This window comes from Roseivirga misakiensis, from assembly GCF_001747105.1.
In the GTDB taxonomy this organism is placed as follows: domain Bacteria; phylum Bacteroidota; class Bacteroidia; order Cytophagales; family Cyclobacteriaceae; genus Roseivirga; species Roseivirga misakiensis.
Genome location: NZ_MDGQ01000003.1, coordinates 393,197 through 408,112 on the forward strand (window position 1 = coordinate 393,197; position 14,916 = coordinate 408,112).

Sequence of the window (14,916 nt, forward strand, 5' to 3'; positions counted from 1 at the left end):
TGATGCTTCAAAACCAACATACAGGATTAAGTGAAAAGCTCAGCAGTACCAGTCACGATCTCTGGGCGCTCCTTCCTGAGTTAACGATTGTTGGTTCGATAATACTTTTGATTCTTTTCGACCTAATTTTTAATAAGAATAAGTCGATCGGTTTGTTTTCGATTTCTTTTGCGGGCATTGCCTATGCTTTTGTTTTGGTAGTCCAACAATGGTATGCTTTCCCAGACTCCAAGGCTTTAATGGGTGGGTTACTTGATATCAATCGACTTTCAATAATTCTTAAAGGTGGTTTCTTAATGGCAATGGCCATAGCACTAATCACAGCGGTAAGATCAGCAAAACGTGGAGATTTCTTCGATAGCAGTGAAATGCTTGTCATGCTCTTCGGTTTACTACTCGGAGCCTCCTTTATGACCATGTCGAGCAATCTCTTGATTATTTACATCGCTATAGAGGTTGTCTCAATTTGTTCATACATACTAACGGCCATTCTAAAAGGAAAAGCTAAAGCAGAAGCTGGATTAAAATATCTTATTTATGGCGCAGTCGCCTCCGCTATCATGCTCTATGGCATGAGCTGGCTTTATGGATTTACAGGAAGTTTAGACCTGACCGACGCTGGATTTTCAGCGGCTTTGAGCGAGATACCCAAGCTCCCAATATTCATTTCTTGTATAATGATTATGAGTGGTTTCTTTTTTAAACTTGGCGCATTCCCACTTCATGTATGGTCTCCAGACGTATATCAAGCTGCACCAACACCGGTAGTCACGGTTTTCTCCGTGATCCCAAAACTCGCCGCCTTAAGCATCATATTCAAGTTTATAAACATCATCGACAGCCCTTTAATCGACTGGCAACTTTGGGTTGGTGTTTTAGCGATCGCGAGTATGACAATTGGAAATTTTTCAGCCCTTTGGCAAAAAGACATCAAGCGAATGCTTGCCTACTCCTCTATCGCGCATGCAGGTTTTTTATTAGTAGGTATTTTGGCTTTTACTAGCGGAGGTAATCAAGCCATGATTTTCTATGCAATCATTTATTTGCTGATGAATTGTGCTGCATTCTTCCTCGTTCAGATCTTTGAAAAACACACGGGCACCACAGATCTGGCTAGATACAAAGGCTTAGGATCAAAACTCCCATATTTATCAGCGTTGGTTTTAGTCGTAATGATCGCCTTAACTGGCTTACCTCCAACGGCAGGATTCAATGCCAAGCTTTATATTTTCTCAGCGTTATGGGATAGCTACCAAACAGGTGAAAAGGACATCCTATTTTGGGTTTTTGTATTCGGTTTAATGAATACAATTGTCTCTCTTTTTTATTATCTCAGGTTTCCTTATTTCCTCTTTTTCAAACCATTCTACGGCAAGAGTCAAATAAAAGACATTCAACGCATTGATTATGTGTTGGGCACTTTATTCGTTGTTCCTTTGTTACTCCTATTCTTTAGGTCAGATTGGTTTGTAGGCCTAGTGAATAGTATTAATTTTGAGCTTTGGATACCTAAATGAGTGAGCAAATTAAACACGAATGTGGCATAGCGCACATTCGACTCCGAAAACCGCTTCAGTACTATATTGATAAATATGGCTCTGCAACCTACGCGGTCAACAAGCTTTACATCATGATGCAAAAACAGTCCAACCGTGGTCAAGATGGTGTGGGTGTAGCAAACATCAAAGTAGATGTAGAACCGGGCACTCGGTTTATTAGTCGTTATAGGACTATTAATCAGCAACCCGTCACGGAGATTTTCAGCAAGATTGCCCGTAAGTTCGAGAAGGCTAAAAAGAAAGCTGGGTACGATCCTAAAGATTCAAAGTGGCTGAAAAACAACATGGGTTTCACTGGAGAACTTTGGATGGGTCATTTGAGGTATGGTACTCATGGGAAAAATAGCATCGAAAGTTGTCATCCTTTCCTAAGACAAAATAACTGGAGGAGTAGAAACCTGGTGATGGCCGGCAACTTTAACATGACCAATGTTGATGAGCTATTCGACCTACTAGTACAGCTAGGACAACATCCAAAAGAAAAGACAGATACTGTAACCGTGATGGAAAAGATCGGTCACTTTATCGATGAAGAAAATCAACGCATTTTCAATAAATACCGAAAGAAGAAAGACAACAACGAAATCACCGAGCATATTGAAAATGAAATGAACATTCAACGTGTTTTGAAGCGTTCTTTCAAAGATTTTGATGGTGGCTATGCCATGGTTGGTTTATTAGGTCATGGTGCTTCTTTCATTGTGCGAGATCCGAATGGTATCAGACCTGCCTTTAAATACATTGACGACGAGGTGATCGTGGTCGCTTCTGAAAAGCAAGCAATCAAAGCGGCTTTTAACGTCAATTACGAAGAAATAACGGAGGTTCAACCTGGGCATGCACTGATTGTGAACAAAGATGCCTCTTATAAAGAGGTACCGATTATGGAACCAGGCGAACTTAAAGCCTGTTCGTTCGAAAGAATTTATTTTTCTAGAGGCACTGATCCTGATATTTATAACGAAAGAAAAGATCTTGGTAAACTCGTGATACCTCAGATTCTGAAGTCCATTAATATGGACCTAAAGAATACGGTCTTTACCTATATCCCAAATACTGCTGAAATTTCATTCTTAGGAATGATGCAGGGACTGGATCAATACATGCTCAAGCGCAGAAAGGAAGTCATTATTCATGGCCAACCTTCATTGGAGACTCACGAAGAGCTTTTGAGTTTTCAACCACGTGTTGAGAAACTGGTCATTAAAGATGCTAAACTCAGAACATTCATTGCCGATGATAGTAGTCGGGATGATTTGGTGGCCAATATTTATGACACCACCTATGAAGTCATCAACAAGGGTGTTGATACCTTGGTGGTTATCGATGATTCTATTGTAAGGGGTACAACGCTGGAGAAAAGTATTCTAAAGATGCTTGATAAACTCGAGCCTAAAAAGATCGTGATTGTTTCCTCTGCTCCGCAAATCAGATACCCTGATTGCTACGGTATAGACATGTCTAAGATTAAGGAGTTTGTCGCTTTTAGAGCTATGCTAGCATTGCTAAAAGAAAACTTTAAAGAGAATCTTCTAGAAAAGGCTTATCATAAAGCGCTAGCGAATATCAACTCCGACGATCAAGAAAATTGTGTCCAGGACTTGTATAATGAGTTCACCTATGACGAAATCTCTAGAAAAATCACCGATATCGTCAGACCAGAGGGGTTAAAGGCGGAGTTGGAAGTTGTCTATCAAACGGTTGACAACCTTCACCATGCTTGCCCTAAAAACCTCGGTGATTGGTATTTTACAGGAGACTATCCTACTCCAGGTGGAAATCGTGTAGTAAATAAGGCCTTCATTAACTTTATGGAGGGTAAAGAGGTAAGGGCTTACTAGACAGAATTCCTTCTTTCTTATTATCTATCGCTTTGCTAGAAGTCGAGTTTTGTGGATATTCAATTCATGAAGATTTGTCTTGCCCAAACAGAGCCTGTAGCAGGAAATATAGCCGCTAATATTCAAGATCATTTAAGTAAAGTCAGAGAAGCGATTGATCAATCTGCTGACTTTATCATATTTTCCGAGCTTTCCCTGACTGGGTACGAGCCTGAAATGGTAAAAGATTTGGCATTGGATTTAGAGGATAGTCGGCTAGATGAATTTCAAACACTTAGCGACACACATAACATCATCATTTGTATTGGAGCTCCAACCAAGGCGGATAATGGTGTTCATATTAGCCTCATTATAATTAAGCCTCATCAAGTTAGATCGCTTTACGCCAAACAATATCTACACGCTGATGAATTACCCTATTTTGTAGCTGGTCCGAAACAGGCAGGAATTATCAAGGCAGAAAAGACTATATCTCTTGCCATATGCTACGAATTGACCATCCCTGCCCATTGTGAAACTGCAAAACAGAATGAGTCGGAGATTTACATTGCCAGCGTGGCAAAAACTGTAAACGGTGTCGCTAGAAATAATCCCAGGCTGTCAGAAATTGCAAAAACCTATGAAATCCCTGTATTAATGTGCAACTGTGTGGGTGAATTCGATGGTAACATTGGTGGCGGACAATCTGGAGTTTGGGACTTGGAAGGTAAGCTAACCACCAACTTGGACAAGTTACAAACAGGTATACTCATCTATCAAGTACCGTAAAAGGCGACTAATTTTTAAAAGGTTAGCAAAACAAATATTTCTATACGTTCAGTTAATAGAAACTAAGCTCTAATAGCCCTTGAAGGATAGATTTTAATTAAGAAGCTATCATAAAGTACCGCCAAAAACTCTTTCAAGCAGTACTTAGCCCATTTCAAAAACCCCAATTTCAAGAGACTCGGAGCTATTCGAGCTTTTCTCGCTTTCACGCCGCTTAGCTTAAAAAGACAAATACAACGAGGTTGGTGATATCTGTCCGTACATACTACTACATCCCTCAAATTTTCTTCATTGATTATTTTAGTACACCTGATGACTGATTCCAGAGTATCTATGGAATCCTCATCTAGTAATATCTGGTTAGGCGAATAGCCAGACTTGACCAACTCATCTTTAATTACTTGCGCCTCAGACGGAGGAAACTTGCCCACAGCGCCAGAGGGTATGAAAAAAGGTGTGTCATCATTTTCAGCCATATTGATTGCTGCATCTATTCTACGTTGCAACGAACCAGAAGGAGCACCTCCCTTTCTCACAGCAGCACCAAAAATCACATAAGTGCTCATCAATTAGCCCTATTCAGTCTATAGATATAGGCATCCTGTTTAAAATAATTAACATGTTCAGGCTCCAAAACCCATTGTTTCAAGCGCTCGACTTCATTTCTAGAAAAGTCTATTAGTGTCTGTTTATTTGGTAACTCTAGGCCCACAATTAAGCCATAATTCAGATTTTCACCTAGTGGAGGTCTTATTACTCCGATAACCCGTTTGCCATCATATTCCAAATTAGCTTCGTCAATTTTCTCTTTATCCAACACTAATCCAGCGAGATTGGTACCCGAAACCACAATCAATTCATGCGCAGCATCCTCTGGCGCATAGTATTTTGACTCCCAAGTAACAGTGTTGTTACCATAAGTAATTGTACGCTTTCTAAATGTTCTAAAGGCCACATACTCAAGTGGCACTTCAATACTTTGCGAAATATTTCCATTTTTATGGAGGCTAACCGTAATATCAACGTGTTCCACACCGTTATCTTGGCCATTAAAATTCAAACTCTCAAGCCCAAAATCTAAACTGATATCAGACTCACCTTTGGCGTGTCTTAAATCATCTGAGCTTATTCCATTAAATAACACCTCATTACCGTTGACGATAACTCTGTAGGTGAAATAGTCAAAATCTAAATCAGCAGTTTGTTCGACAGTAACTTTAAAGTGAGCATAACCCCTACGGCCAGATTTTTCCAGATATTCGAGTGTCGGAACATTCCAAAAGTAGCGATCCTGAAATGCGTTTGCTTTAATAATTTGGAATTCGTCAAGATGTGCTGTTTGACCTTCGCATAAGGATATACTACAGTCATTTTCACCAACCCTTGTAATGATTGGCCTGTTATTCGAATACTTTATTCCCATCTGATGAGGACCTTCACACACTGAAGCTCGCTGTAAACACAGCTCGGTAGTATTACTCCTGTTAGTGAAGGTACTTTCTATGATTTGAGGTGCCAGTTTAATTATAAATGTATTATTCGTTTTAGGCAGAATTACATCCAGTTCGAATAAGCCATCATTCTGCCTTGCACGATTTTTCCAATCTACCCACTGTGGTGCCTGTTGCAAATAGGTGAGGTTTTGGTTGTCTTTGACTGAAGGGAGACTTAGGTACATCTTAGCTTCAAATGACTCTTGATATTCTTCATCACTATCGAGAACAGTATAAATCACAAGTGTACTACCCATAAAAAAGACGGTCATGAAGACAATCCAAACCATATAGTTAGGAGAATCCTCTCTATTCTTGTTTAGAAATTGAGTAAGAGTTGCGGCAGAACCCGTAACCAAAAACGACCAGAATTTACTCCCTATAGTATTCAACCATGGAGGTAACTCATTCAGGATTTCGTCGCCCAAAAGCTGGGACGCTAGCCAAAAAATGAGGAGAGAAACAGTTAATGAAGAAAAGAGTACAAAAAGTACATCGAGTGGTGTCCATTTTCTCATAATGTGTGAATGAAGTTAATGGAACAATATAAATAATTCAGGGCTAATTGAAGAGCGTTTGAATTTCTCAATAAAAAAAGCCACTCTAGGAGTGGCTTAAAATTCTTAATAACACTAATTAAAATTAAACCGAGAAACTTTCTCCGCAGCCACATGTACGCGACGCATTTGGATTAATAAACTGGAATCCCTTTCCGTTCAATCCGTCAGAAAAATCGAGCGTAGTACCTAAGAGGTATAACAGACTCTTTCTATCGACTAAGATTTTCACCCCTTTGTCTTCAAAAACCTCATCCTTTTCCTTGATTTCGGCATCAAATTCTAAGTCGTACATCAGTCCAGAGCATCCCCCGCCCTGTACGGCTACCCTTATATTTGAATCTTCGCTCTGACCTTCTTTAGTTCTAAGCTCTACGATCTTGTTCTTGGCTGTATCTGTTACTGTTATCATTATGCTACTGGGTTAAGTACCACACTAAAAACCGTTATGGTATTAATATCTCTACCATAATAAAGTTTATCAAGTGCATCATACATATTACTGGCCGTAAAATATGAAGTATGTAACTCGCTTTCATCCTTAGCGATCCACTGGATAGTGTAGGAATTGTATTTGTCTTTGTATGACTTTACGTAATCCAACATCTTCCTTAAAGCATCAAGCTTATCAATCCCAATCTCTGACTGAAATAGAAAAGACTGATTATGCCTTGGGTTGATGGTGATCATATCAAGTTTTATCTTCCCTTCGGTCGCTACAAATTCAAAACTCAGTTCGCTTCCTTTTATCCCTAAGTGACTCTCGATCTTCTTTTGAAGTCTTACACTTTCTACATGGATATCTGTGCCTGCACCAGTCATACTCATATTGGCCTTTAATTACACTCAATTTGGTTTATTGAGCAATTATAGAAACAGCAAAAACCTTTAATTAGTTTCCTGTTTTCATTACAAAGATAACTAATCGAGAGATACTAACACTAACCATAATTGTTGTGTAAGAGGCAATCTTAAATTTTTCGCTGTTAAATTGCTCCTTCGTGAAAAAAGGATGACGAAAAAAGACCGAATATGAAAAAGATAGAACACATTGGCATTGCCGTAAAGGACTTGAACACTTCAAACGAGCTTTTTGGAAAACTATTCGGAGAACCGCATTACAAAGTAGAAAGTGTGGCTTCTGAAGGTGTGAATACATCATTCTTTCAAGTTGGACCCAACAAGATTGAACTTTTAGAGGCCACTAATCCCGATAGTCCGATTGCTAAGTTTCTAGAAAAACGAGGAGAAGGCATTCACCATATCGCTTACGATGTTGCGGATATTCGAGCTGAAATGAAAAGACTTGAAGGTGAAGGCTTCACATTGCTAAATCAAGAACCCAAAAAAGGAGCAGATAATAAGCTAGTCTGTTTCCTACATCCCAAAACCACAAATGGCGTTTTGATCGAACTCTGTCAAGAGATTCAGTAAGTGGTAGGTACTTTTGAGCAAACCGATTAACTATTTACTAATTTCGCGCCATGGGAAGAAAGTTCAGGGGAAAACAAAAGGTACTCGAGCAAGTCAAAATTGAAGGTATTGCCGCAGAAGGCAAATGTATTGCTAGAGTAGATGAGCAAGTCGTTTTTGTTGAAAAAGTGGCCCCAGGCGATGTAGTGGATGTACGAGTGACTAGGAAAAAGCCAAATTTCATGGAGGCTACCCCAATAAAATTTCACTCATATTCTGAAGATCGAGTTGAGGCGTTTTGCGAACATTTTGGTACCTGTGGCGGCTGTAAATGGCAGCATATCCCCTATAAAACACAATTAAAATATAAGCACCAGCAAGTAGTTGATAGCTTGGAAAGAATTGCCAAAGTAGAACTTCCTGAAATCACTCCTATCCTTGGGTCTTCAAATATTCAGTTTTACAGAAACAAACTGGAATATACATTTACAAACTGGCGTTGGGTTACAAAGGAGGAAATAGACAGTGGTGATGAACTGGATCGGCGTGGATTGGGCTTCCATATCCCTGGCAGATTTGATAAGATTCTAGACATCGAAAAGTGCTTTCATCAGCCCGATCCATCGAATAAGATTCGCAATGCCGTTAAAGATTATTGTAGAAAGCATGATCTCCCCTTTTACGATATCTCTAAAAAAACTGGCTCAGTTAGAAATCTCATTATCCGAAATTCAATTCTAAATGAATGGATGGTCATTGTTCAGTTTGCGCTAGATCAATCGGAAAACGAAGGCTTATTAGAGCATTTAAAGTCAAAATTCCCGGAAATCACTTCCCTACAATACGTGATTAATAATAAGGCAAATGAGACTTTTCACGATCTTGAAGTGAAGGTTTTCCATGGTAAAGCTTACATCACAGAAGAAATGGAGGGGATTCAATTTCGAGTAGGGCCGAAATCTTTCTACCAAACCAATGCCACTCAGGCTTATGAGTTATACAAAGTCGCTCGGGACTACGCAAATCTGTCTGGAGACGAGGTAGTTTATGACTTATATACAGGAACGGGAACCATCGCCAATTTTGTTGCCAAACAAGCCAAAAAGGTTATCGGCATCGAATATGTAGAGGCCGCTATTGAAGACGCGAAAGTGAATTCTGAAATCAACAACATTGAAAATACGCAGTTCTATGCTGGTGATATGAAGGAATTATTAAATGATGATTTTATGGCTAATCATGATCGGCCAGACGTCATTATCACCGACCCTCCGAGGGCTGGAATGCATGCAGATGTGGTTGATATGCTATTGAAAATCGAAGCACCCAAAATAGTCTACGTTAGCTGTAACCCTGCCACTCAAGCGAGAGATTTAGCTTTACTAGATGCTAAATACAAAGTGACAAAAGTCCAACCAGTTGATATGTTCCCACAAACACACCATGTGGAAAATGTGGTACTCTTGGAGTTGAGGGCTTAGAATCTGCGCGTACCTTGTATTAGATACTTTTTGCTATGTGCAAAGCTCGCTGGACCGATTCTGTAAGCGCAGTATATTCTTGACTGTCAATCAGTGTACTATCTAGAAGTTTGGAGCCCATACCTGCGCAATATGCTCCTGCTATGGGACTCTTGCATATCAGCCTACGCTTGAAGTCTTGTTAATATTTGATGAATATTTCCGAAATTAAGTGGTCATGGCAGGGCATAATCCTGCTGGTGCAACTAGGATGAAGCAAAAGACTCAGTTTGAAAGGTATGTTGACCGAATTTCTCAGGAGGTTTATCAGCCTGCATATTACTATACTCAGGTTAGGCAGTCCAGAGCCTTCATGAAGGATAATCTGTCGAAAAAAATTGAACTAGGTGAAATTGCAGCAGCTGCCTGCATGTCGTCTTTCCACTTTATTAGGATTTTTAAGCTTGTCTACGGACTTACACCGAAGGAGTATCTCAAAGACCTTCGGATCGATAGGGCGAAAGAGCTTCTAAAAGAGGGATTATCGGTGACTCAAACTTGCTTTGCGGTGGGCTATGAAAGTCTATCCACATTTTCTAGAGTATTCAAAAAAGGAACTGGTCTGTCGCCAAAAGCGTATCAAGATTTGAATAAAGCAATTTTGGATAAGTGACCCGCCAAATAATGGAGCAGTTTTAGAGAAAATTAAACCTTAGCAATATGATATGGATTAGCGCAACTAGTATTATGGTTGATGACCAAGCGAAAGCATTAGCGTTTTACACCGAAAAACTCGGCTTCATCAAAAAAACAGATATCCCTATGGGTGAACACCGATGGTTAACGCTAGTTTCTCCCAAAGAACAAAATGGCGTAGAACTGCTTCTAGAGCCACTTGGTTTTGAACCTGCAAAGGTATTTCAAAAAGCATGTAAGGATGCCGGCATGCCATATACGGCATTTGAAGTAGACGATGTAAAGAAAGAATATGAGCGGCTGACAGGCTTGGGAGTAGAATTCTCCATTCCACCCAAGGAAGCTGGTCCAGTAATGTTTGCCGTTTTGGACGATACCTGCGGGAATAATATTCAGCTCATGCAAACCCTGTAGTGCTTAGTGATCGATTGTATTCAAATCAAAAGATCAATAGAGTTTTAGCAGGTATTTTTTCAGGCGCTTGGCTTAAGATGGGGATTGCATCAAGAACCTAATATGTATATGTCCTCTTAAACTCAACCGCGCTAAGACTGTCTAAAAGAAAACTAAGCAATGAATTTTAATACAATATGTTACTTTTTGGTCGCGATTACCATCATGTCTTGTAGTAGCGATGAGCAAGCGACGATACCAGAAGGTCAAGAACCGCTAATAGAGCTGCACTTTACTAATCCACCAATAACAATTCAAAGTTCAGAAACACAATTTGCACCTGACATCGCCTATGATGAACATGATAAAACTACGTTTGATATTTTTTTACCTAATAGTTCATCTCCATCAGGATTAGTCATATTTATCCATGGTGGAGGGTTTACCGGAGGTGACAAAGCTTTCATCTACAACACAAACTTCGAGAATGAAGTCAATCGGTTATTAAACAATGGTATTGCTGTGGCCACGATTAATTACAGATTGATAGAAGTAGGAGACAATGAAGGGGTTTTGAAGAGCTTAAATGATTCAAAAAGAGCCTTACAGTATATCAGGTACATTCATAAAGAGCTCAATATTGATAAAGAAAAAATTGTCTTATTCGGAACTTCAGCTGGCGCATCTACAGCACTTTGGTTGGCCACCAATGACGATTTAGCCGACCCAAACAGTCCAGATTTGGTACTTCAAGAAAGTACAAGAGTAAGAGGGATTGCACTGAATGCGACACAATCCAGCTTAGATATTGAATCGAGGTGGCTTGGAGATGTATTCGTTGATTTTAATACATCCTTAGAAGATATCATTCAAGAATATGGAGAGGAAACCGTTTATAGTTTTTATGGAGTAAGCACCATGGAGGCATACCAGACCCCTGAAATTCAAGCATATCGAGAACAAGTAGATATGCTGTCGTTATTGTCATCGGATGACCCAGAGATTTGGGTTAGGAATACTGGCGGACATAACGATGTACCAATGACAACCAGTAGCTTCAACCATCATCCATTTCACGCTAGGGAGATAAAAGAATTTGCCGATGCTGCAGGTGTACTAAATGTGACTACCTATGGAAATCCAATTTTGTTTAGTGATCCGAATAATGAAGAATATGTGGAGTTCTTAACTCGGAAAATAAACGAATAGCTTTACCATTTCTTAAAATCAAGACCTCGATGATCTTAACATTCCATTGGCATAAGTTTGAGTATTCCTGTCCAGAATAAATGATTCATCTAGTATTGAGGCGTTTGGCCACTTGAATATTTAGAGCATAGTGGTGGAGAGGTTACTCAACGATGTCAACGCATAAGCCATTTAAATAATAACAGTCCCCAAAAGTCTGGCATTCTAAATTCGAATCACTCCAACTCAGAAGATTACAAATCTGATCATTTTGGCCATAAAAGGCTAAATCAGGAATTAACTCAGTCCGGTTTTGAGGCTGAAGTCATCACCATGACTCTAAAATGAGATCATAAAATCTAGGGCAAATTCACAAGTGAGGGCTATATTGTAGGGTGGCAAAGCAAAGACTTTCAGCTGATTCATTGAATATGAGCTATCTGAACTTGTCTCTAGCCACTCGAATCAGAACTTTTTATTATCATTTCACACAAAAACTTAAAAAATGCGCAAACAACTTTTAACAATTTGGGTGCTTTTCTTATTCGCTAGCATTGCGACAGCCCAAGAAAAAAAGCCTATGTCTTGGCAAGATATTCCGACTTGGAAATACATGCAGGGCAATAGCTTTAGAGTATCTCCTGATGGCCAATGGATAGCCTATGCTATCGTTGCTTCTGAAGCTGATGGAGAACTTATCCTAAAAAAATTATCCGAACCTGACTCTTTGGCAAAGTCTTTCCCAATAGGGTCAACTACTTTTCCATCTATTCAATTCAGTGATGATAGTAAATGGATCGCTTTCAAAGAATACCCGAAATTTAGCCAAAGACAAGCCAACAAAGGACCGAGAAGTAAACCTTTAAGAGATAAGTTGAGCTTGTTAGAATTGGGTACCGATGAGAAGAAAACATTCGAAAATGTGATTAGTTTCTCATTCAATAACGAGCAGGCTTCTCAGCTCGCGATTAATCTCGCCAAAGATGGCAATAGCAAAGCAAGAGGTTCTGACCTTTTGATTTACCATTTAAATGCCGATAAATCTCAAAACATCGGAAATGTGACAGAATTCCGATTCAATAAGTCTGGTAGTCACCTTGCTTATGTGGTTGACGCGGCGAATAAAACTGGTAATGGCATCTATCTTATGGATATGGCGAGCAATAGCACGCAAATCTTAGATTCTGACGATGCAGCCTATAAGTTTATCAACTGGACTGAAAAAGGTGAAGCTTTTGCTGCACTCAAAATGGTCGAGGACAAAAAATATAAGCAGCCTCACGGTAAAGTAGTTGGAGTAAAAAATTTAAAAAAGCCACAGATCACGCTTTATGACGCTCAAAAAGACACCACAGGTTTTGATCAGAGTTATACAATCAGTGGCAATCGAAGACCTATGTGGTCTGAAGATTTAACAAGGTTGTTTTATGGAATTCACCCTTTAGAGCTCGTCAAAAAGCCTTCGCCTAAAAAAGAGTTGGATAAGGATTCTATGAAGTTGGCTCAAGCCAAAGCAGTAGAAAAAATTATGGCAGATACATCGCTCAAGTCTATCGCAGACTTGCAAAAAGCGATCGCCAAGGTAGACGCTAAAAAAGGAAAACCTAAAAAGAAGGCCAATGTAGATCAACCAGATATGACCATTTGGCATTGGAACGATAGTAGACTTCAATCTCGTCAACAAGTAACTGAACGACAAGATAAGAACTACAGCATGTGGGCCATGTATGATGTAGCCTCTGCCAAGCACACTGCCCTTCAAGATGAAAGCATGAAGAGCTTGAGCATTTTCCCGAAACACTTGTACGCGATCGGTTCTGACAATCAAAACTATGAATTAGACATCAACTTAGATGGCCAGCGATACAGTGACTTCTACCTAGTTGACTTAAAAACAGGTACGAGAAAAGAGTTATTCACTAAGTTTTATCTACCTTCTTTTTGGTCTAACCCTAGCCCTTCAACAGATGGCACTAAGTTCATTTATGCTGAAGATGGACACTATTTCGTGCATGACATTATCAAAGGTAGCACGACTAATATCACTGAAAACCTACCCGTTACTTTTGTTGATGTTGAAGACGATCACAACGTAGAAAAGCCAATGGTAGGCGTTTTGGGTTGGAGTTCTGACAGTAAATATGTTTTACTGAGAGATGGCTGGGATATTTGGCAAGTGCCTCTACAAGGAAAGGCTAAACCAGTGAACTTGACTCAAAACGGCAGAAAAGAAGGCATTCGCTATCAGTACAGATTCGGTTTAGACCCAGAAGAGAAAGGAATCGATCTAACAAAAACGGTTTACTTGAGAACTTACGGCGAATGGAATAAGAAAAGCGGAGTTGCTACTCTTTCACCAACTAAGAAAAGTGGTTTAAAGCCAGGCGCAACATCATTAATTTGGGAAGACGCTAACATTGGTAACCTTAGAAAAGCGAAAAATGCTGATGTAGTTTTCTTCGGCAAACAAACTTTCAATACACCTCCTGAAATGTTTATGACTGATCTGTCGCTTTCTTCGCCAAAGCAGGTGACTAAGAACACGCCAGATGCCGATAAATATGCATGGTCTGAAGGAACGCAATTAGTAGATTATGTTACAGACAAAGGAGACTCCCTCCAAGGTGCATTGTTCCTTCCTGCTAACTATGAAAAAGGCAAGAAGTACCCTACGGTAGTTTACTATTATGAGAAACTATCTCAGACTCGGCATAACTGGTCAAACCCATCGTTTGGTGGTACAGGCTGGAATCCAACAATGTACACAAGCAATGGCTACGCGGTATTTATTCCAGACATTGTTTATAAGCTAGATGACCCAGGAATGTCAGCAGTATGGGCTGTACTTCCTGCGGTAAAAGCGGCGATTGCTACTGGCGTTATCGATGCTGATAATATTGGAATTCACGGTCATTCATGGGGTGGTTATCAAACATCATTTTTGATCACACAAACCGATATGTTTAAGGCAGCAGCGGCTGGAGCGCCTCTGACTAACATGGTCTCTATGTATGATTTAATCTACTGGAATTCAGGAGGAGGAAACATGTCGATTTTCGAAGCCTCTCAAGGTAGATTCAGAGGTGCACCTTGGGAAAACTGGGATTCTTACCTAAGAAATAGCCCTGTATATCATGTTAAAAAGGTGAATACCCCGCTACTGATGCTTCATAATGATAAGGATGGTGCCGTTGATTTTACACAGGGAATCGAATATTACTCTGCACTAAGAAGGTTGAAGAAACCAGTTGTCCTTGTACAGTATAAAGGAGAAAATCATGGACTTAGAAAGCTAGAAAACCGAAAGGATTATAGCGTAAGGATGATGGAATTTTTCGATCACCACTTGAAAGGCCATAAAGCTCCAGATTGGTTGGACAAAGGAATAAATAAACTGGACCTGAAAGAGCATTTAGAGAAAAGAAGCTTCTAGCATAACATATTCGTACCTATTTGATAATTGCATTAAAAAGCCTCTGGTATATACCAGAGGTTTTTTGTTAAACCGTTATTAGAATGATGACTTGTTCAAGAGGAATTATACCGCA

General features: G+C 39.7%; 13 protein-coding genes. 9 read left to right on the forward strand and 4 right to left on the reverse strand.

Translation table 11 applies throughout. The features are described 5' to 3' along the window. The first annotated feature begins 2 nt into the window (after positions 1–2). The 3 genes from BFP71_RS02060 to BFP71_RS02070 all read left to right on the forward strand — a co-directional run bounded on the left by BFP71_RS02060 (position 3) and on the right by BFP71_RS02070 (position 4,168). Positions 3–1,517 carry an NADH-quinone oxidoreductase subunit N gene (locus BFP71_RS02060; protein ID WP_069833794.1) on the forward strand — a complete coding sequence of 505 codons (1,515 nt, stop codon included), beginning with the start codon at positions 3–5 and terminating at the stop codon, positions 1,515–1,517. Continuing rightward, a complete protein-coding gene (locus BFP71_RS02065) occupies positions 1,514–3,400 on the forward strand; it encodes an amidophosphoribosyltransferase (RefSeq protein ID WP_069833795.1) in 1,887 nt (628 codons plus the stop codon). Before BFP71_RS02060 ends, BFP71_RS02065 begins: the two co-directional genes overlap by 4 nt. A 66-nt stretch (positions 3,401–3,466) precedes the next feature. Next, complete coding sequence (locus tag BFP71_RS02070) at positions 3,467–4,168, forward strand: carbon-nitrogen hydrolase family protein (protein ID WP_069833796.1); 702 nt, start codon at positions 3,467–3,469, stop codon at positions 4,166–4,168. Positions 4,169–4,230: 62 nt separating this feature from the next. Here BFP71_RS02070 and BFP71_RS02075 read toward each other — a convergent pair whose 3' ends face one another. The 4 genes from BFP71_RS02075 to BFP71_RS02090 form a co-directional block, all read right to left on the reverse strand. Next, entirely contained in the window at positions 4,231–4,734 is a 504-nt protein-coding gene (locus BFP71_RS02075) for a YdcF family protein (protein ID WP_069833797.1), read from the reverse strand. Then, positions 4,734–6,179, reverse strand: a complete 1,446-nt coding sequence (locus BFP71_RS02080; RefSeq protein WP_069833798.1) for a hypothetical protein — start codon at positions 6,177–6,179, stop codon at positions 4,734–4,736. The genes BFP71_RS02075 and BFP71_RS02080 overlap by 1 nt, the downstream gene beginning before the upstream one ends. 124 nt (positions 6,180–6,303) lie before the next feature. Continuing rightward, on the reverse strand, positions 6,304–6,630 hold the full coding sequence (locus BFP71_RS02085) for a HesB/IscA family protein (protein ID WP_069833799.1): 327 nt from the start codon (positions 6,628–6,630) through the stop codon (positions 6,304–6,306). After that, positions 6,630–7,046, reverse strand: a complete 417-nt coding sequence (locus tag BFP71_RS02090; RefSeq protein WP_245701802.1) for a hypothetical protein — start codon at positions 7,044–7,046, stop codon at positions 6,630–6,632. The genes BFP71_RS02085 and BFP71_RS02090 overlap by 1 nt, the downstream gene beginning before the upstream one ends. A gap of 204 nt (positions 7,047–7,250) precedes the next feature. On the opposite strand from BFP71_RS02090, the gene mce reads away from it, so the two are divergent. The 6 genes from mce to BFP71_RS02120 all read left to right on the forward strand — a co-directional run bounded on the left by mce (position 7,251) and on the right by BFP71_RS02120 (position 14,801). Then, complete coding sequence (gene mce / locus BFP71_RS02095) at positions 7,251–7,652, forward strand: methylmalonyl-CoA epimerase (protein ID WP_069833801.1); 402 nt, start codon at positions 7,251–7,253, stop codon at positions 7,650–7,652. Positions 7,653–7,702: 50 nt separating this feature from the next. Beyond that, positions 7,703–9,112: a 23S rRNA (uracil(1939)-C(5))-methyltransferase RlmD gene (gene rlmD / locus BFP71_RS02100; protein WP_069833802.1), complete on the forward strand. Its 1,410-nt coding sequence runs from the start codon at positions 7,703–7,705 to the stop codon at positions 9,110–9,112. Between the two features lie 217 nt (positions 9,113–9,329). Continuing rightward, a complete protein-coding gene (locus BFP71_RS02105; RefSeq protein WP_222843459.1) occupies positions 9,330–9,764 on the forward strand; it encodes a helix-turn-helix domain-containing protein in 435 nt (144 codons plus the stop codon). 47 nt (positions 9,765–9,811) lie between these two features. Continuing rightward, positions 9,812–10,201: a VOC family protein gene (locus BFP71_RS02110; RefSeq protein WP_069833803.1), complete on the forward strand. Its 390-nt coding sequence runs from the start codon at positions 9,812–9,814 to the stop codon at positions 10,199–10,201. A gap of 159 nt (positions 10,202–10,360) precedes the next feature. Next, positions 10,361–11,389: an alpha/beta hydrolase gene (locus BFP71_RS02115; protein ID WP_088124837.1), complete on the forward strand. Its 1,029-nt coding sequence runs from the start codon at positions 10,361–10,363 to the stop codon at positions 11,387–11,389. Between the two features lie 484 nt (positions 11,390–11,873). Continuing rightward, the gene (locus BFP71_RS02120; protein ID WP_069833805.1) at positions 11,874–14,801 is read left to right on the forward strand and encodes a S9 family peptidase; all 2,928 of its coding nucleotides are present in this window, start codon (positions 11,874–11,876) and stop codon (positions 14,799–14,801) included. Positions 14,802–14,916: the final 115 nt, after the last annotated feature.